This is a genomic window from Zunongwangia sp. L-65, assembly GCF_056859415.1.
In genome coordinates, this window is the sequence record NZ_JBSXOK010000068.1 from 72,007 (window position 1) to 89,682 (window position 17,676).

Genomic DNA, 17,676 nt, shown 5'->3' on the forward strand with positions numbered 1-17,676 from the left:
TTTTTATTGCAAGGCTTTTTTGCTTTGAATAGTGGTTCTAATCTGAATTAGAAATTTCAATGCAATTTTATGAGTATATAACCGTCAATGGTGTTAAACGTAAACTCGTTATTTTTTATATTTCCGTTTATAGTATTAATGATCAGTTTAAAGTCCCCAAATTCGTTGATTATAGTATACTCAAAGCTTTCTGCAGGAGCTTCGTTTAATTGTTGATAAAGCTTAATTTTTCTTTTTAAATCTTGGGTGAGATTGTATTTAAATAGTTGTTTATCAGAATTTTTCAGTATTATATATTCGTTTTCTACTTCCAATGAATAGTTTGAGTTTGGATAATCAACTAAAGAAATATCTATAAATTTTTCATAACCATTGATATCAATAACCCTTGTTTTTCTAAAGTTTTGAAAGTAAAAATAGTTACTGTTTGCGTTTATAGATTTACTATAATTATTTTCTCCGTAAATAGAGTCTAATATCAAGCTGCCAGAATTGTAAGAAGAAGTAATATAATCGGTGCTAAACCCTAATTCCTCATCGATGAGGTATAGTTTATTTCTATCTTTCAAATATCTTGAAATGTTTAAAAATCGATCGATTTCTTCCTTGGATAAATCCGTTTTTTTAGTTCTTTCAATTAAACTTGAAAGTTCTTTTCCCTGAGCATTTATGGAGACTTTGAAAGCATTCCATGGCCCGGAAATACTTAATAAACAAAGTGCGAAGAAACTAATAGCTATACTTGATAATCGTTTTTTCTTACTTGTTAAAACATAAACACTTATTCCTAAAATCCAAAGTGCAATAACCAGTAAAAAGTATCTCTTTTCTGTAAAATTATACTCCGATAACCTGGTGAAAATAGCTACAAATAATAAAATAAATAATGGAAATAAGGAGAGGTAGAAGAACGGATAAAACTTATTTACTATGAGATCTTGATGCTTCCCCCTAACAGGTTCGATAATTATATGAATAATAAAACCGGTGATTGAAAGTATCGTTATTAAATAAGAAACCCAACCTTCTGGAAGTTCCCAGGTAATTAAAATTTTTAAGGAATAAGCGTAAACAATTAGCAGATACAATAGAACAATAGGAATAAGAATGTATTTTATTAATACATCTAATGCTTTAGAGTAATTGAGTTGTTGTGTTTGATGTATAGTAGTAGGGAAATCGGATAAATAGATGAAGGTATTTATTATGCCAAGGCAAATCACAAGCAAATCTGCATAAATTTCATCTCTAATATTTATTGAAAATAAATTTTCAATAGCTAATAATGCAAGTGACAATCCAAGATAAATGATTCCTGAAAATAAAGCACTTCTAGAAATGGCAATTATTATTCTATGTAAATAATTCCAGTAATCTAATGTACTCCACTGTCTGGTAAAAGGAGCAAAAAAGATTAAAACATGGCCGGAAATGAATAAAATAAACCATCTGGTAAAAGTTATACTTGTCGAGTTTTCATAATCTGGGAAGCTAAGATAATAGAGTATTAATCCGGTTAGTGTCAATAACCTTATTACCCAAACGGTTAAGTTATTTGAAAAACCTTCATTAAAAAATTGAACTCCAATAAGCCAACTAACGCCTAAAATCAAAACTAAAGTTTCAGCATAAAAACCTCTAAATAGATTGGCATCAGTTTCGATTAAACCAATCATATAGATACTTCCAAAAAGTACCCAAACTAAGGTTAAAGGAAATCGCCTAAAGGCGATGGCCATTTTAGAAGGGAGTTCTTTTAAATAGTTCATTTTTGGATGTTTAACATCTTATAAGCCTCATCGATATATCGATAAAAATCGGGACTATGCTTGTCCTCTCCGTTGCGTTTTAAAAGCCCCTGGCCCAAGCGAACGATAATGACATCATCTTCAGGAATTACGATAACGTACTGCCCTAAAATTCCGCGCATATAGAAGATTTCTTTGTCTTTATAATCACTAAGCCAAAGTCCGTATCCGTAATACGGAGTATCCTCGAATCTTGGATTTTTCATGGTTCGAACAAAAGAAGGGTTTATAAGTCGCTGCCCGTTCCATTGTCCATTTTGTTTAAAAAGCTTCCCAAATTTTGCAAAATCCCTGGCATTACTGGCGATACAGCAATAGGCTTTTTCCATACCGCTTTCTTCGCTATCTAATTGCCAAAGCGCATCGCTTTGCATTCCCAGCGGCTGCCAGAAACTTTCACTTAAATAGTCAGATAAGGTTTTATTGGTCGCTTCTTCTAAAACCATCGCTAAAAGCTCGGTACTTCCGCTTAGATACTTAAAGTTTTTGCCGGGGGTATCCACCACTTTAAGATCTAAAATTACTTTACGAATATTATCGTCGAAATAGGCTTTTGCCGTTTGTCCAAAGGGATTATAATAGCTTTCGTTCCAGTTGAGCCCTGAAGACATCGACGCTAAATCGCCCACGGTTAATCGAATATCATACTGCGGATAAAAATGACTCACCGGTTCATCAATACTGGTGATATAGCCATCTCGAATAGCTTTTCCTAAAAGCGCAACCACTACACTTTTGGCCATCGAAAAGGAATTGGTTTTACTTTTTGCTGAATATTGATCGTAATAGTCCTCAAACCAGATGCTATCATTTTTAATGATCAAAAATGCAGCAGTATTAAGCTTTTTATTGAGGTTTTTTAAAGAGTCGGTTGCTTTAACCGAGTTATAATTTTTGCTTTCTGGCCATGGTTGTGGGTTTAAGCTGTCTGCTTTAACTACGCGATTATCAAATTCAGGATAATCATCGATATATGCGGTTTTATGACCTTTAAGATAGGTGACTTTTATTCCTTTTAAGATATAATCGTAATCGAAAATATAAAGCAATGCGATAAGCAGGATCAGAATACCGAGAAAGTACTGTAGAAAGCGTAAAAAATTTTTCATGCCTAAAATTAAGTATTCTGAAGAAATAAAACCTTTCCTAAACTTTAAATACTATTGAAAAATTGACTCGATAATCTGAGATTATACATTTCAATTCCGTCCCAGTAGTTATCGGTATGCTTAGAATTAAAAAGTATTCCTCTGCCCTGGGGTAATTGGGATTTATTAAAATAAACTTTGCTGTGCTGCGGGGCTTTCTAATGCTAACAGCCATTTTTTACGATAAAGTCCGCCGGCATAACCGGTAAGCGAACCATCACTACCAATTACACGGTGACAGGGCACCACAATCCAAAGCGGATTTTTACCATTGGCAGAAGCTACGGCCCTAATAGCTTTAGGGTCGCCTAGTTTTTTAGAAAGCTCCATATAAGAACAGGTTTTTCCAAAAGGGATTTCCAGTAAAGCCATCCATACTTTTTGCTGAAATGGGGTGCCTTTTGGGTTTAGTTTAAAATCGAAGCTTTTTCGTTTTTGTAGAAAATAGTCCTGCAGTTGATTCTTCGCCTGAAATACGCAATCCGGCAGCTCTTTGCTTTCCTCAAAATCTATATTTTTTTCCTGAATTTTTATTTCAGAAACTCCGTCGTTGTCACCCTTTATTCTGGCGATCCCCAGAGGAGTCTTCAGATACGTTGTCATCATTTTGTAATTCTTCAGGTTGTGCTTCTTCACGACGTTGGATCAATCCAAGTCGTTTTGCCCTGCGTTCCCAACTTTTACGGGCAAGCTTTTGCATATCTTCTATACTGTCGCTCTCGTCCATAATTTCAAGGCCTAAAAGGGTTTCAATAATATCTTCCATAGTGACCAAACCAACAACATTTCCAAATTCGTCGGTTACGATAGAGATATGGGTTCGTTTTCGAATAAAGATATCAAAAAGGTCTGGGATAGGAACCTCAGAGGTGGTTACAAAAATCTCACGTTTTAAAGTTTCCAGCTTTGACTGTCCGTTTTGCTTAATCATCTCTTCCAGTACATCATCCTTTAAAATAAATCCTGAAATATTATTGGATTTGTCTTTGTAAACCGGAATTCTGGAAAATTTCAAATTTTTATGGGAATGGTGAAAGTCTGCAATACTCATGGATTCATCCTCGGTAATCGCTACAGAAAATGGGGTCATGATGTCTTTTGCTACAACCGATTTAAAGACCAACATATTCTTAATAACCGTACTTTCATTTTCTTCAAAAACACCTTCTTCTTCAGCAGCTTCAGTAATTGCGGCAAACTCTTCCCGGCTCATAGTATTTACCTTGGCAGATTTGCCAATAAGTCGAGTAGTTAACATTAGTAGCCATAATAGGCCGGTGTATTTTAGCGGGGCAATCATTAACCGTAGGGTGTTCGCAGTAAATGCACCCATTTTATCCCAGTATGTTGCTCCCAGTGTTTTTGGGATAATTTCAGAAAGTATTAAGATACCTAATGTCAATATTCCAGAAACTATACCTACAGCGTTGCTACCGTCACCATAAGTTTTTTCGGCCTGTACACCTACCAATATCGAACCTACCGTGTGGGCTACGGTATTGATGGTTAGGATGGCAATTAAAGGCTTGTCGATATCTTTTTTGAAATTCGCTAAAACCTCGGCATAATGCTTACCCTCTTGTTTCTTTATCTTTATGTAAGATGGCGTAAAACTTAGAAGTGCAGCTTCTAAAATAGAGCACATAAAGGAAAAAAATATCGAACATGTGGCAAAAATCAGGAGTAAACCCATTAGCGTTCTTTGGTTTTTTAAGAAATCTAAATTAAGTATTAAATATCTAATTTATTTGAAAGAAATTATAAAATGAGAAAGCTGTTGTCTAAAATTTTAGACAACAGCTTTCTGTAAACAACTCAACCAATTAAAGAAATTTTACAGACTTGTCTGTATTAGGCTATTCCAGCGGGAAGCTGTAAATAATTGGGTTTCCATATCATTATTATCTGCACCATCCTCATCATAAAACAAAATTTCAGTAATACATTTATGATTAGATTTAGAGAGAAGTTCTATACTTACCTGTATTATTTTTGTTTTTCTTCTTTCTTTTTCGGTAAAAGTAACGCTGCGTTTTATCACACTGGTTTTATTAACCTCAGAGAGATCTATAATTTGATGTTGCATCGCATTTACCGGCTCCAGGATCAAAAGTTTATGTTGGGTTTTATCCAATCCTAAAACTAAAGAATTAGAAATTTCGGTATAATCCAGATTTATATTGTTTGTTTTTGCCAGGTTTTGAAGGGCTTTTTTATTTTTTCTTTCTTTTAAACCTTGTCTGTAAAGTGCATAAAATATGGGCCCCATAAATAAAACAAAAAGAGTAAGGCCTATTAGTGTTGAAGAAGTATCCATTTTAAAATTGATTTATAATTATAAATAGCGTGCTAATCCCAAATTGGGATTACGCGTTGATTTTTGCTGAAAATCAGCACCAAATAATTATAAAATCAATTAGGAGAAAAAGTGGAATGGAAATATTTGAGTCTCCAGTTTGCTTTTGTGATCCTGGATAAAATTCCAGGAAATTTGTAAAGTTTGCTGTGGAATCGTACGTACGTCCAGCTGTAAATAATTACTAAAGAATACGGGCGAAAATGCAGGATCTTCCTGATTAGTCTGAACGTCGTAACTCCCAGGTTCTTCGAACACAAATGCCTTGGTAATATCAGATTGCTTAAAACTAGAGGTGTTTTTTGCTGAATCCTGATATACGTAAGCTGAAGTTTGGGGTTGTGAAATTCCTATGGCGCTTAATAAAGCAGTAAGCACCAAACAAAATGAGATATGTAGTTTGTTGAATTTCACGCAATAAATTTAATAAAAAACCGAATGTGAATTATTAAAATATTGATAAATAATAATAGCTAAAAATCTCCAGCAATTAGCTTTTAGTATTTAAGGCTGTTTGTGAAATGATCGTTGTTGAATTATCATAAGAAGTAGATTTATCCTTTACCCGCCTGGTTGGCAGCCAAATGTTCAATGTTATGAGTGAATTCAAGATAATAAGAAAGCCTCACTGGTTTTTCAAACCAGTGAGGCTTAGTCTAGCTTCTAATATCTAAAAACGAAGCGATATAAATTCTACCGTTATCTCTGAAGCAGTTTTGCGGCATACTTTGCAAAATAAGTCGAGATAAAATCGGCACCCGCTCTTTTGATAGCGGTAAGCTGTTCCATCACTACCGCATCATGATCTAACCATCCTTTCTCAGCTGCAGCTTTAATCATAGAATATTCACCGCTTACCTGATAAACCGAAATAGGCACATTTACATTATTTTTTAAATCCCTAACAATATCCAGATAGCATAATCCTGGTTTTACCATGACGATATCGGCGCCTTCATCGATATCCATTAAGGTTTCCCGAATGGCTTCGTCCCGATTAGAAGGATCCATTTGGTAGGTTTTTTTATCTTTTGGGATATCCTGAGCGTCTACTGGAGCCGAATCTAACGCATCTCTAAAGGGGCCATAAAATGCCGAAGCATATTTAGCGCTATAGCTCATAATACCCGTGTTAAAAAAGCTATTTTGTTCCAGGATATTTCGCATCGCTAAAATGCGCCCATCCATCATGTCGCTTGGTGCTACGAAATCGGCTCCCGCTTCGGCATGAGATAAAGCCATTTTTGCTAAAACTTCAACAGAGGGATCATTTAAAACCTGTCCGTTTTCGATAATGCCATCGTGACCAAATTCGCTGTAAGGATCCAGGGCAACATCGGTCATTACGATCATCTCAGGAAGTGTTTCTTTTACAGCTTTAATGGCGCGTTGCATTAATCCGTTTGGATTTATAGCTTCAGTTCCCCGATTGTCTTTTAGTTTTGCTTCAACTTTTACGAAGAGTAAAACCGATTTAATCCCTAAACTCCATAATTCCTGTACTTCATTTTTTAATAGATCAAGGCTATACCGGTAATATCCCGGCATCGAGGCAATTTCCTGTTTAATTCCGCTGCCTTCCACCACAAATAACGGTGCCTGAAAATCATCAGGAGTTACCAGGCTTTCTCTCACTAAGCTACGTATAGCTTCATTTGTTCTTAATCTTCGGTTTCTTTTAAGCATAATTTTATAGTTAACGGTTTACAGTTAACTGCAAACTTTAATGTATAGTTGAATTTATTTTTCGGATAAGCGAAGCAAGCATTTTTTTTAAACTCGATGATCGTTGCTGTCGCAGTTTCATATTTTTTATATTCTAAGTCTTTGGAGTGAATACTTCTCAAGGACTAATTGATGAGACTTTTGCAAAACGGTATATTTCTTATAGTCTTTCATCTTTTAAGTTGATTGCTAACAGCTAGTTATGAACTACAAACTAACTAAACCCACTCCTTTGGTTTTTCCAGCACTTCCATAAGTTTTGCTTCTTCGCTACCGGATTGTGGGTGGTGATCGTAAACCCACTGTACATGTGGCGGTAAACTCATTAAAATACTTTCAATGCGGCCATTGGTTTTTAGTCCGAATAGCGTTCCTTTATCATGAACCAAATTAAATTCTACATATCGGCCTCGACGAACTTCCTGCCAGTCACGGTGATGTTGGTTGTATTCCAAATCTCTTCTCTTTTCAACAATAGGCACATAAGCTTCTAAAAAACTGTTTCCAACTTCAGTGACAAAGTTATACCAGTCGGTAATGCTATGGGATTCATTGTCTTTTAAGTAATCAAAGAATAATCCGCCGATTCCCCGTGCCTCATCCCGATGAGCATTCCAGAAATACTCGTCGCATTTTTTCTTGTATTCCGGGTAAAATTTAGGATCGTGTTTATCACAGGCATTTTTCGAAACTCGATGAAAATGAATAGCATCTTCTTCAAAAAGGTAATAAGGTGTAAGATCCTGTCCGCCACCAAACCACTGGTCTAGCGTATTCCCTTCTTTGTCATACATCTCGAAATATCGCCAGTTGGCATGAACGGTAGGAACCATAGGACTTTTAGGATGAATCACTAAACTTAAACCACAGGCAAAAAAGTTTACATCACCCACCTTAAAGTATTGTTGCATGGCTGGATTTAAGGGGCCGTGTACCGCCGAAATATTTACGCCCCCTTTTTCAAAAACATTACCGTTTTCGATCACCCGGGTGCGGCCACCGCCACCTTCTTTGCGTTTCCAGAGATCTTCTTTAAATGTTGCTTTTCCGTCGATTTCCTCCAGTTTAGACGTGATGGTATCCTGAAGGTTTTGTATATATTGATAAAATTGGTCTTTCATATTAATCATCTATCCAACTTCTAGCTTCATTAATTTTTTGGGTGAGACTAAATGAGAACGTACGACTTACCTCTTGTGCCGCTTTATAAATCAAAAGCGTTTTTTGCGCAAGATCGTTTTGTTTTTCTTCAGCTTCCAGTTCAATACTGTTTAGTAGAATATCGCCCAGTGCTTCGTAATGCGAAAACTCTAAGTCAAGATTCGCTAAGATCTCCATCAATTTTTCTTCAGGAAGATTTTCCATTTCGTCTAAGCCTATACCTACAGCTTCTTTTAGCTTTCGGTCTAGATCGAGCCGAATTTCTTCCCATTCGTCCGGAACATGGCCCATTTCCATGATGGATCGCAGCTGTGCATCTATGCGTTCTTTTTCTTCGTCTCGGTAATTTTTGTTCAGCATAATCTAGCTATTTGTATGATCTGCTATTGGTATTATTTCGATTTGCTTTTTGCCACTTTTATCGATAGATTAACAATACTTAATCCTTTATAAAAACGAGTTGATTTTTATCTAATATCGATAGATTTGAAGCATTAATCTTTACTGCGGATTTCATCATATCTTGAAGGTGTTCAACGGCATTTTCTTTAGGATTATTGTTAAAGAGATTTCGTCCCACTTCGTTGTTATGTAAATCCATTGCCCGTACCAGTGCTTTATTGGGAGCGAGCCGCTCGTGTAAATCGGTTATTTTCTTTGCCCAGATTAGTGAGGCTTCGACCGAGTTATTCTTGTGAAAAATTTTTTCTGCAATCAAAAAATTCCAGTACGCATGTCTAAAAGCATTTTCCCGATTATCCTGATAGTGTTTTCTTCCATACAGCCGGTCGCAAAGCTTCATTGTTTCTCTAGTGGCGTGATATGTTGGGAAAATATAAAATGGATTGGGCAGGAATAATTGCAGCAGAATAAAAATCTCTTTAAAATTAAGCCGTTGTATTCTTGCCCCAATAGCCATTATCTGGGTTTGTATTCTTTAACCGCGTCTACAAATGCCTGGGCATTTCTCACCGGAATATCCGGTAATATCCCATGTCCCAAATTGGCGATATAGCGATCTTTGCCAAATTCGTCGATCATTTGGGTCGTCATTTTCTTAATTTCCTGCGGACTAGAATACAGTCTTGAAGGATCAAAATTTCCCTGTAGCGTAATCTGCCCACCACTTAAATATCTGGCATTCATTGCAGAGCATGTCCAATCTACACCCAAAGCAGCTGCGCCAGATTGTGACATTTCTTTAAGCGCAAACCAACAACCTTTACCGTAAGCAATCACCGGAATTTCGTCTTTTAAAGCATCGATAATCTGCTGAATATATTTCCAGGAATAAGTTTGATAATCTGTTGGTGACAATAAGCCCCCCCAGGAATCAAAAATCTGAATTGCATCTACCCCGGCTTTTACTTTTCCTTTTAGATAAGCAATCGTAGTATCTGTAATCTTTTGAAGTAAAACCTGTGCAGCGTCCGGCCGTTTAAAACAAAATTCTTTGGCTTTATCGAAGTTTTTAGAACCCTGCCCCTGTACCAAATAACATAAAATCGTCCAGGGAGAACCGGCAAAACCAATTAAAGGAACTTCGTCAATAAGACGCTCTTTAGTTAATTTTATGGCATCGTAAACGTAACCTAATTCCTCGTAGACATCTGGAACGATAATATCATTAACATCAAGAGGGCTACGAACCGGATTTGGTAAAAATGGACCAACACCTGGTTTCATTTCGATTTCTACATTCATCGCCTGCGGTACCACCAAAATATCGCTAAACAAAATTGCAGCATCGGTACCTACCTGCTCGATAGGCATCGTGGTAATTTCTGCAGCCAATTCTGGTGTACGACAACGCGTAAAGAAATCGTATTTTTCCTTTAGCTTCATAAAATCGGGTAAATACCGTCCTGCCTGGCGCATCATCCAAACCGGAGGACGTTCTACCGTTTCTCCTTTTAAAGCTCTTAAGAAAAGATCGTTTTTAATCATGTTTTTATAATTTATCCTCTTAATTATCCCCTCTAAAAAGAGGAGAAGATTTTTCCCTCACCGAGGGATTTAAATTTAACCTTTATTCTTCAAATTATACTTGAAGCTAATTTTTATTATATTTTTTAACCACCTGCACAATTACATTTTCAATGCTTGGTTGGGTGGCGATTATACTCTTTTCTGTATATTTATGTACTGAATTTGCCGTTGTTGTCCCAATACAAAAAACAGTTTCGTTTGCAATTTGATTTTTCCTGAAATAACTCTCTACGCCGCTTGGGCTAAAAAATAAAATGCCGTCGAACTCCTGCTTAAATTTGGCAAAATTCAGACTAGTTGTATAGACCTGAATTTCTTCAAAAGATATCTTATGTTGTTGTAACTGAAGGGGTAGCTCTTCCCGGCGTTTATTTCCACAGAAAAAAATAAAATGCTTATCTCGATGATTTACGATAATTTTTTTAGCTAATGCCAAAGCATTGTCAGCAACTTCAGCAACCTCAATATCATTTTTTTGAAGTAATGCAGCGGTTTTAGAGCCTACTACAAATGCCTTTTTGATCCTTATTTTTTCCTGAATAGCTTTAAATGCATTCTTACTCGTAATAATTGCATTTTCTGCAAGGTCGATATTTGATGATATTGGGAGGAATTCTATATTTATAGCGTTGTATTCCACCAAACCAATCTTAGCCCCAAGCAGTAAGTGCTTTTGTGTTGCAGTAAGTTTTTTTGTAGAAAGTACAGTGGCCATAAGCCTTAGTTTAAAACAGCCTTGATTTGCTTCATCAGTTTGGCCCCGCCTTTGGCAAGAATTTCTTTAGCACAAAATTTACCAAATTCAGCAACATTATCAGCAGCGATTCTTTTTTCAACTTCTATTTTCTGCGAGCCGTCTAAACTAAAAAGGGCTCCCTTAAAATGTAGAATATTATCGTTGTCGATTTTAGCTAAAGCTCCAATCGGTGCGGTGCAACCTCCTTCCAATGTTCTTAAAAATTCACGTTCCACATGCACTTCAAGATCGGTTTGGTAATGATTTAAAGCACCAATTGCTGTTCTGGTAAATTCATCTTTTTCTAAGGCAACCACCAACATTGCTCCTTGTGCAGGTGCGGGAATCATCCAATCCAGATCGATAAAATTTTCAGGTTTTATTTCGATTCGTTCCAAACCGGCAGCGGCAAAAATAGCCCCATTCCAGTTACTGTCTTCCAACTTTTGCATGCGGGTATTTACATTGCCACGAAGATCTACCACTTCATGAGTTGGGTAGCGATGTAACCATTGCGATTTTCTTCGTAAGCTTCCGGTAGCAATTGTTCCTTCAGCATCTAAAAAATCTGTGCCTTTATGAATAAGGATATCTTTGGTATTGGCACGTTTTAAAACCGCAGCTTCTACAATGCCTTTGGGTAGTGCCGTAGGGACATCTTTCATAGAATGTACAGCGATATCTACTTTGCCGGTGAGCATGGCAATATCCAGGGTTTTGGTAAAAATTCCGGTAATTCCCATTTCGTAAAGCGGAACATCCAGATTGAGATCTCCGGTAGATTTTACGGGAACAAGTTCGGTTTGATGCCCTAGTTTTTCCAGTGCGGATTGTACGGTTTTTGCCTGCCACAAGGCCAGCTCGCTGTCTCGTGTTCCTATGCGTATCACTTTGTTCATCGTACTTGTTCTTCTAACTGAAAGACTTTTTGGATAAGCTCTAAGCTTTCGTCGGTAGTATTACTATCTTCTTTAAGATGATTGGCAAAGTGTTTCATGATCTTTTGAATAATCCTGTTGCTTACGATTTCTGCCTGCTCATCATTAAAGTCGGCTATTTTTTTACGCTGAAAATCAAGTTCAGCGTCTTTCATCATTCGTAGTTTTTTCTTCAGGGCTTTAATGGTTGGTGCAAATTTGCGGGTTTCAAGCCATTTGTTAAATTCACCTTCCACTTCAATAATAATCGCTTCAGCTTCGGGAATAAACTTTTTACGACGTTGAAGGGTACCATCGGTAATTTGAGAAAGATGATCTAAATGCACCAATCTTACATTATCCAGCTCTTCCACATCTTCAGCCACATTTTTTGGGATAGAAAGATCCAAGATCAACAAATCTTTCTTGCAGTATAAAAGTTCCTTACTAATTGTTGGATTTTGTGCGCCTGTGGCTACTATAAGCACATCGGTGTTTCTAATTTCTGCCTGTAAATCGGCATAATCTTTAACCGTTAAACTAAACTTTCCGGCAATTTTTTCAGCCTTATCTTTAGTTCGGTTAATTAAAGTGATGTGCTTATTTTGGGTGTGTTTTATTAGGTTTTCACAGGTATTTCGGCCAATTTTACCGGTTCCGAAGAGTAAAATATTTTTATTAGAAATATCCGCTACATTTTTTAATATATACTGAACGGAAGCAAAAGATACAGAGGTGGCTCCTGAAGAGATTTCGGTTTCGTTTTTAATGCGTTTACTTGCCTGTATAACCGCATTTACCAAACGCTCTGTAAAGGCATTGGATAGACCTATTTTTTTAGATTGTGCAAAAGCAATTCGAAGCTGACTAATAATCTCAAAATCACCAAGAATCTGGCTATCTAAACCGGTGCCCACTCTAAACATATGAGAGATAGCCTGCCTGTTCTTATAAACGTAGGCTACTTTCTCAAATTCTTCAACAGTACCGTGAGTGTGCTCACATAAGAGTTTAATAAGTTGAAAAGGATGTGCGGCAAAGCCATATACCTCTGTACGATTACAAGTTGAGGTGGCCAAAACTCCATCTATACCTTCATACTTCGCCTGCTCTAACAATTTGGTTTTAGCTTCTTCGGTAAGACTAAAATGTCCTCTAATTTCAGCATCTGCCTTCTTATAGCTTAAACCAATAATGTAAAAATGTCTTCCTTTCGAAATCGAACTTTCCATGAACTTTTAGGGATTGCGAGGCAAAATTAAATTATTGTTAACGTAAAAAATAACGCTGAAAGTACTATTTGTGTCGCTAACAGGGATTTTAGTATATTTATAGCTGTAAATGCTTGAAATAGCATAGTTTTGTAGTAATAACAAATGATTAGAATAGGTTAGTTTAGATTGTTTCTAAATAAATAACAGGGTTTTTAAAAGATGGAAGAGGTAAAAAATATCGCTGTAGGTATTACAGAAGAGACTAAAGTAGAAGACGGCTTTTATATTTTCAAATTTCAGAACGAAACATCTGATAAACAGATTGTTGAGCGGGAGGTGGATGTTAGTTTTATTCAGTTTCACTTTAATGTAAAAGGAGAAAGTAAATTCTTATTTAACAGTGGACGTTACGAACTGCCTTTAGCTGAAGAGAAATCACTTATTTTATATAATCCGCAGCTAAATTTGCCGCTAAACCTGGTTTTAGGACCAAAATCCTGGTTGATATCACTGGTGATTTCCATTAAAAAATTTCATGCCTTATTTTCTGAAGAGGCAAATTACATTTCCTTTTTAAGTACTGAGAATAAAGATAAAAAGTATTATAAGGATTCTCCAATTTCCCCTTCCATGGCCATTGCGTTGAATCAGGTGATGAATTTTAATCTTACCCCAACTATTAAAAACCTTTATTTTAAAGCCAAGGCCTACGAATTACTAAGCTTATATTTTAATAGAGCAGAAGATGCTAATATAGAGCAATGCCCATTTTTAAGTGATGAAGAAAATATCCTGAAAATTAGAAGAGCTAAAGATATTGTGATTGCAAGAATGGCTGAGCCGCCATCGCTGCAGGAGCTATCAGATGAAATTAATTTAAGTCTTAAAAAGTTAAAGGAAGGATTTAAGCAAATTTATGGAGATTCGGTTTATAGTTTTCTTTTTGATTATAAAATGGAATATGCCCGAAAATTACTGGATAGCGGCGAGTACAATGTTAATGAAGTTGGTTTAAAAGTTGGCTACAGCACAGCAAGTCATTTTATAGCGGCATTTAAAAAGAAATTTGGAACAACACCTAAAAAATATCTGATGTCTTTACCGGCAACGCATTAATTTTAAATGTTTCAAGAAAGTAGACTTTTTTAATTTGAAATGCGATGATGTGCAGATTTAAAGTCAAGATACAGAAAACAAGAATCAAGATAAAAATGTTGAATTCTGATTTTTTATTTAATTTTAGCTGAAAGCTAATTGCTAAAGGCTCTTTAAAAACCATCAACTATAAGTTTTTACTACCATATGAAACATCAAAAATTGTTACTTCTACTGCTGTTTATCTTTTGTTTTAGCATGGCCAATGCGCAGCAAAACATATCTATTTTCTATAAAACTGCGGGGTTTAAACATGAGTCAATTCCCACCGGTATTCAGGCTTTAAAAGAAATTGCAGCCGATAATGGCTGGAAGGTTACTGCTACTGATGATGCTGAAAAATTCGTTTCAGAATTATCAAATATCGATGCAGTGATTTTCTTAAGTACCACCGGTGATATTTTTACAGAGGATCAACAGGAAAAATTCACAAACTATATAGAAAATGGTGGAAATTTCTTCGGAATCCATGCTGCATCAGATACCGAATACGACTGGCCATGGTACGGAAAATTTATAGGTGCTTATTTTGAAAGTCATCCACGTACCCAGGAAGCTACCGTAATCGTAGAGAAACCTAAAAATCATATGGTCGCTCATCTTCCTAAAAGATGGACGCGTACTGATGAGTGGTATAATTTCAAAAATATAAACCCGAATATTCAGGTGTTGCTCACCCTCGACGAAACTTCATATGAAGGCGGTAAAAATGGCGATTTTCATCCACACGCCTGGTATCAGGAATTTGAGGGTGGCTCAAAAATGGTCTATACGGGAGGAGGACATACCAAAGAATCTTATGCAGAACCTCTCTTTAGGGAACACTTAAAACGTTGCATTCAGTTTTTACTAGATAAACGGGATTAAATACCCTGGTCCCTATAGCACCTCTCTTAAAATATCAAGTATCGTTTAAAGGGCAGCGAATGAGAAAGTGCGTTGAGAGTTCAACACTTTAGAACTGACTTTAGTAAGCAAAATTTTAGCTATTGTTTAATAAAAAAGTATAATACTAATTTATAGTTGAACAAATTTATAGGCTTAACTTTGTAGTTGTAAAAACAGAAAGACATGAGCAAAGGCGTACTTTTAGTAAATCTGGGATCTCCAGATAGTACAGATCCGAAAGACGTAAAAAAATATCTTGGTGAATTTTTAATGGACGGAAGGGTAATCGATTTACCGTATTTCTTCCGTGCGTTGTTGGTGAAGGGAATTATCCTAAATACCCGACCTAAAAAATCGGCCGAAGCTTATCAAAAAATTTGGTGGGAAGAAGGTTCACCATTAATTGTGCTTTCTGAACGCTTACAGGGAAAAGTAGACGAGATGACCTCGGTCCCTATTGCTCTGGCAATGCGTTACGGTACACCAAGTATCTATGATGGTTTAAAAGAACTTAAAGAACAGGGAGTTGATGAGGTGTTGCTTTTTCCATTGTATCCACAATTTGCAATGGCTACGACCGAGACCATTTTAGTATTAGCTGAAGAATTACGCCAAAAGCATTTTCCAGAGATTAAATTTACCTCGGTGCCCGCTTTTTATAATCACCCGGATTATATTCGTGTTTTAGGGAATAGTATTCAGGAGCGTTTGCAAAATTTAGATTTTGAGCATTTATTATTTTCGTATCACGGAGTGCCAGAGCGGCATATCAGGAAAAGCGATATTACGAATTCACATTGTAAAATAGACGGTAGTTGTTGCCAAACGGCCTCTTCTGCTCATCAATTTTGTTACCGTCATCAATGCTATGAAACAACCAGGCTGGTGGCTGAATATTTGAATTTAAAAGAAGGAACTTATAGCGTAAGTTTTCAGTCCAGATTAGGATTCGATCCATGGTTAAAACCATATACCGATAGAACGATAGAGCGTTTTGGAAAGCAAGGAATTAAAAAAATGGCTATTGTAACTCCTGCTTTTGTTTCCGATTGTTTAGAAACCCTGGAAGAAATTGCGATGGAAGGAGAAGAGATTTTTCATGAAGTTGGTGGTAAAGAATTTACTGTAGTTCCCTGCTTAAACGATCGTGAAGACTGGGTGAAAATGTTGTCTCGCTGGGTAGACGAGTGGGCGCATCAAAAACCTGTTGAAGCATAATGGCAAAAGTAAGCTCTGAAGCGCTTGGAAATGAATCGATAGGAAAACTTTTAATACGCCAGGCATTGCCAGCATCTGTAGGGATTCTGGTAATGTCGCTTAATATCCTTGTAGATACCATTTTTGTTGGAAACTGGATTGGTTCTACCGCAATAGCCGCAATTAATGTGGTGTTGCCTATTTCGTTTTTTATCGCCGCTTTAGGGATGAGCATCGGCATTGGGGGGTCTTCAATTATATCCCGTGCACTAGGTGCCGATAATCATAAAAAAGCACTTAAAACCTTCGGAAATCAAATCACCCTAACCCTGCTGCTATGCGTGACTTTGGTAATTTTAGGACTTGTTTTTATCAACGAGCTTATTCCGGCTTTTGGGGGAAAAGGAGATATTTTTGAGCCGGCCAAGATCTATTATCGTATTGTGTTGTACGGGGTGCCCATCCTCGCGCTTAATATGATGGGGAATAATGTGATAAGAGCTGAGGGCAAACCCACGTTTGCCATGGTCTCGATGATTATTCCCTCTGTAGGAAATATTATTGGTGATTACCTTTTTATTAATGTAATGGATCTTGGAATGAACGGGGCTGCATGGGCAACCACAGGATCATATATGCTTTGCTTCCTTTACATTTTTTGGTTTTTTGTGTTCTCGGGTCATTCAGAACTCAAAATCGATTTCAGTCATTTTCGACTGGACTTACCTATTCTCCAGGAGATAGGTTCCTTAGGATTCGTAACATTGGCGCGACAGGCAGTGGTAAGTGTGATTTATTTATTAATGAATAACATTCTTTTTGATCTTGCCGGTGAAGATGGTGTCGCCGTTTACGCGATTATCGGGCGAATGTTGATGTTTGCATTGTTCCCGGTTTTAGGAATCACACAGGGATTTTTGCCCATTGCCGGCTATAATTACGGAGCTGAAAAATATAAAAGAGTACAAAGCACTATCAATAAAGCTATTCTATATGCTTGTTTGATGGGCTGCGTTGTTTTTGGTTTGATTATGGGATTTTCTAAAGAAATTGCCATGGTTTTCACTAAAAATGAAGCGATCATTGAGCGTACACCTGGAGCCATGCGCTGGGTTTTTGCCGCAACACCAATAGTTGCTTTACAGCTTATTGGAGCTGCCTATTTTCAGGCGATAGGAAAAGCTGTTCCGGCTTTGTTATTAACACTCTCCAGACAGGGATTTTTCTTTATTCCGCTAATATTAATTTTACCAAATTATTACGGAGAGATGGGAGTTTGGATAAGTTTTCCAATTGCCGATGTGCTTTCAACAATGGTAACGGGATATTTCTTAAATCGCGAAATCAGGAAGAATTTGAAACAGGATTAAGAGAAATCCTTT

General features: G+C 36.7%; 18 protein-coding genes. 4 read left to right on the forward strand and 14 right to left on the reverse strand.

What is annotated here, in order from left to right:
- Positions 1 to 56 precede the first annotated feature (56 nt).
- The 14 genes from AC13DP_RS13590 to hemA all read right to left on the reverse strand — a co-directional run bounded on the left by AC13DP_RS13590 (position 57) and on the right by hemA (position 13,072).
- Positions 57 to 1,769 carry a DUF4153 domain-containing protein gene (locus AC13DP_RS13590; protein ID WP_347406070.1) on the reverse strand — a complete coding sequence of 571 codons (1,713 nt, stop codon included), beginning with the start codon at positions 1,767 to 1,769 and terminating at the stop codon, positions 57 to 59.
- Positions 1,766 to 2,917, reverse strand: coding sequence for a serine hydrolase domain-containing protein (locus AC13DP_RS13595; RefSeq protein WP_347406071.1), 1,152 nt, complete (start codon positions 2,915 to 2,917; stop codon positions 1,766 to 1,768). Before AC13DP_RS13595 ends, AC13DP_RS13590 begins: the two co-directional genes overlap by 4 nt.
- A gap of 165 nt (positions 2,918 to 3,082) precedes the next feature.
- On the reverse strand, positions 3,083 to 3,562 hold the full coding sequence (locus AC13DP_RS13600; RefSeq protein ID WP_483067957.1) for a methylated-DNA--[protein]-cysteine S-methyltransferase: 480 nt from the start codon (positions 3,560 to 3,562) through the stop codon (positions 3,083 to 3,085).
- Entirely contained in the window at positions 3,510 to 4,649 is a 1,140-nt protein-coding gene (locus AC13DP_RS13605; protein ID WP_483067958.1) for a CNNM domain-containing protein, read from the reverse strand. The genes AC13DP_RS13600 and AC13DP_RS13605 overlap by 53 nt, the downstream gene beginning before the upstream one ends.
- A 141-nt stretch (positions 4,650 to 4,790) precedes the next feature.
- Positions 4,791 to 5,273 carry a hypothetical protein gene (locus AC13DP_RS13610; RefSeq protein WP_483067959.1) on the reverse strand — a complete coding sequence of 161 codons (483 nt, stop codon included), beginning with the start codon at positions 5,271 to 5,273 and terminating at the stop codon, positions 4,791 to 4,793.
- Positions 5,274 to 5,372: 99 nt separating this feature from the next.
- Positions 5,373 to 5,726: a hypothetical protein gene (locus AC13DP_RS13615; protein WP_483067960.1), complete on the reverse strand. Its 354-nt coding sequence runs from the start codon at positions 5,724 to 5,726 to the stop codon at positions 5,373 to 5,375.
- A 285-nt stretch (positions 5,727 to 6,011) separates the two neighbouring features.
- Complete coding sequence (gene hemB / locus AC13DP_RS13620; protein WP_228252057.1) at positions 6,012 to 6,998, reverse strand: porphobilinogen synthase; 987 nt, start codon at positions 6,996 to 6,998, stop codon at positions 6,012 to 6,014.
- 257 nt (positions 6,999 to 7,255) lie between these two features.
- Positions 7,256 to 8,158 carry an oxygen-dependent coproporphyrinogen oxidase gene (gene hemF / locus AC13DP_RS13625; protein ID WP_013069623.1) on the reverse strand — a complete coding sequence of 301 codons (903 nt, stop codon included), beginning with the start codon at positions 8,156 to 8,158 and terminating at the stop codon, positions 7,256 to 7,258.
- Position 8,159: 1 nt separating this feature from the next.
- Complete coding sequence (locus AC13DP_RS13630; RefSeq protein ID WP_483067961.1) at positions 8,160 to 8,558, reverse strand: hypothetical protein; 399 nt, start codon at positions 8,556 to 8,558, stop codon at positions 8,160 to 8,162.
- A 79-nt stretch (positions 8,559 to 8,637) separates the two neighbouring features.
- A complete protein-coding gene (locus AC13DP_RS13635; protein WP_347406075.1) occupies positions 8,638 to 9,117 on the reverse strand; it encodes a DUF6973 domain-containing protein in 480 nt (159 codons plus the stop codon).
- Complete coding sequence (gene hemE, locus AC13DP_RS13640) at positions 9,117 to 10,145, reverse strand: uroporphyrinogen decarboxylase (RefSeq protein ID WP_347406076.1); 1,029 nt, start codon at positions 10,143 to 10,145, stop codon at positions 9,117 to 9,119. The genes AC13DP_RS13635 and hemE overlap by 1 nt, the downstream gene beginning before the upstream one ends.
- 106 nt (positions 10,146 to 10,251) lie before the next feature.
- The gene (locus AC13DP_RS13645) at positions 10,252 to 10,902 is read right to left on the reverse strand and encodes a uroporphyrinogen-III synthase (RefSeq protein WP_347406077.1); all 651 of its coding nucleotides are present in this window, start codon (positions 10,900 to 10,902) and stop codon (positions 10,252 to 10,254) included.
- A gap of 5 nt (positions 10,903 to 10,907) precedes the next feature.
- On the reverse strand, positions 10,908 to 11,822 hold the full coding sequence (gene hemC / locus AC13DP_RS13650; RefSeq protein WP_228252061.1) for a hydroxymethylbilane synthase: 915 nt from the start codon (positions 11,820 to 11,822) through the stop codon (positions 10,908 to 10,910).
- Positions 11,819 to 13,072, reverse strand: coding sequence for a glutamyl-tRNA reductase (gene hemA / locus AC13DP_RS13655; protein ID WP_013069629.1), 1,254 nt, complete (start codon positions 13,070 to 13,072; stop codon positions 11,819 to 11,821). Before hemA ends, hemC begins: the two co-directional genes overlap by 4 nt.
- A gap of 201 nt (positions 13,073 to 13,273) precedes the next feature.
- Here hemA and AC13DP_RS13660 point away from each other — a divergent pair, with 201 nt between their 5' ends.
- From AC13DP_RS13660 to AC13DP_RS13675, 4 genes are all read left to right on the forward strand, one after another.
- Entirely contained in the window at positions 13,274 to 14,170 is an 897-nt protein-coding gene (locus AC13DP_RS13660; protein ID WP_228252062.1) for a helix-turn-helix domain-containing protein, read from the forward strand.
- Between the two features lie 201 nt (positions 14,171 to 14,371).
- Positions 14,372 to 15,076: a ThuA domain-containing protein gene (locus AC13DP_RS13665; protein ID WP_347406078.1), complete on the forward strand. Its 705-nt coding sequence runs from the start codon at positions 14,372 to 14,374 to the stop codon at positions 15,074 to 15,076.
- Between the two features lie 204 nt (positions 15,077 to 15,280).
- A complete protein-coding gene (gene hemH / locus AC13DP_RS13670) occupies positions 15,281 to 16,315 on the forward strand; it encodes a ferrochelatase (RefSeq protein WP_347406079.1) in 1,035 nt (344 codons plus the stop codon).
- A complete protein-coding gene (locus AC13DP_RS13675; RefSeq protein ID WP_347406080.1) occupies positions 16,315 to 17,664 on the forward strand; it encodes an MATE family efflux transporter in 1,350 nt (449 codons plus the stop codon). Before hemH ends, AC13DP_RS13675 begins: the two co-directional genes overlap by 1 nt.
- The last annotated feature ends 12 nt before the right edge of the window (positions 17,665 to 17,676 follow it).

Coding starts and splice junctions, on each gene's coding strand:
- AC13DP_RS13590 (WP_347406070.1), bottom strand. CDS start 1,769: ATGAACTATTTAAAAGAACTCCCTTCTAAAATGGCCATCGCCTTTAGG.
- AC13DP_RS13595 (WP_347406071.1), bottom strand. CDS start 2,917: ATGAAAAATTTTTTACGCTTTCTACAGTACTTTCTCGGTATTCTGATC.
- AC13DP_RS13600 (WP_483067957.1), bottom strand. CDS start 3,562: ATGATGACAACGTATCTGAAGACTCCTCTGGGGATCGCCAGAATAAAG.
- AC13DP_RS13605 (WP_483067958.1), bottom strand. CDS start 4,649: ATGGGTTTACTCCTGATTTTTGCCACATGTTCGATATTTTTTTCCTTT.
- AC13DP_RS13610 (WP_483067959.1), bottom strand. CDS start 5,273: ATGGATACTTCTTCAACACTAATAGGCCTTACTCTTTTTGTTTTATTT.
- hemB (WP_228252057.1), bottom strand. CDS start 6,998: ATGCTTAAAAGAAACCGAAGATTAAGAACAAATGAAGCTATACGTAGC.
- hemF (WP_013069623.1), bottom strand. CDS start 8,158: ATGAAAGACCAATTTTATCAATATATACAAAACCTTCAGGATACCATC.
- AC13DP_RS13630 (WP_483067961.1), bottom strand. CDS start 8,558: ATGCTGAACAAAAATTACCGAGACGAAGAAAAAGAACGCATAGATGCA.
- AC13DP_RS13635 (WP_347406075.1), bottom strand. CDS start 9,117: ATGGCTATTGGGGCAAGAATACAACGGCTTAATTTTAAAGAGATTTTT.
- hemE (WP_347406076.1), bottom strand. CDS start 10,145: ATGATTAAAAACGATCTTTTCTTAAGAGCTTTAAAAGGAGAAACGGTA.
- AC13DP_RS13645 (WP_347406077.1), bottom strand. CDS start 10,902: ATGGCCACTGTACTTTCTACAAAAAAACTTACTGCAACACAAAAGCAC.
- hemC (WP_228252061.1), bottom strand. CDS start 11,822: ATGAACAAAGTGATACGCATAGGAACACGAGACAGCGAGCTGGCCTTG.
- hemA (WP_013069629.1), bottom strand. CDS start 13,072: ATGGAAAGTTCGATTTCGAAAGGAAGACATTTTTACATTATTGGTTTA.
- AC13DP_RS13660 (WP_228252062.1), top strand. CDS start 13,274: ATGGAAGAGGTAAAAAATATCGCTGTAGGTATTACAGAAGAGACTAAA.
- hemH (WP_347406079.1), top strand. CDS start 15,281: ATGAGCAAAGGCGTACTTTTAGTAAATCTGGGATCTCCAGATAGTACA.
- AC13DP_RS13675 (WP_347406080.1), top strand. CDS start 16,315: ATGGCAAAAGTAAGCTCTGAAGCGCTTGGAAATGAATCGATAGGAAAA.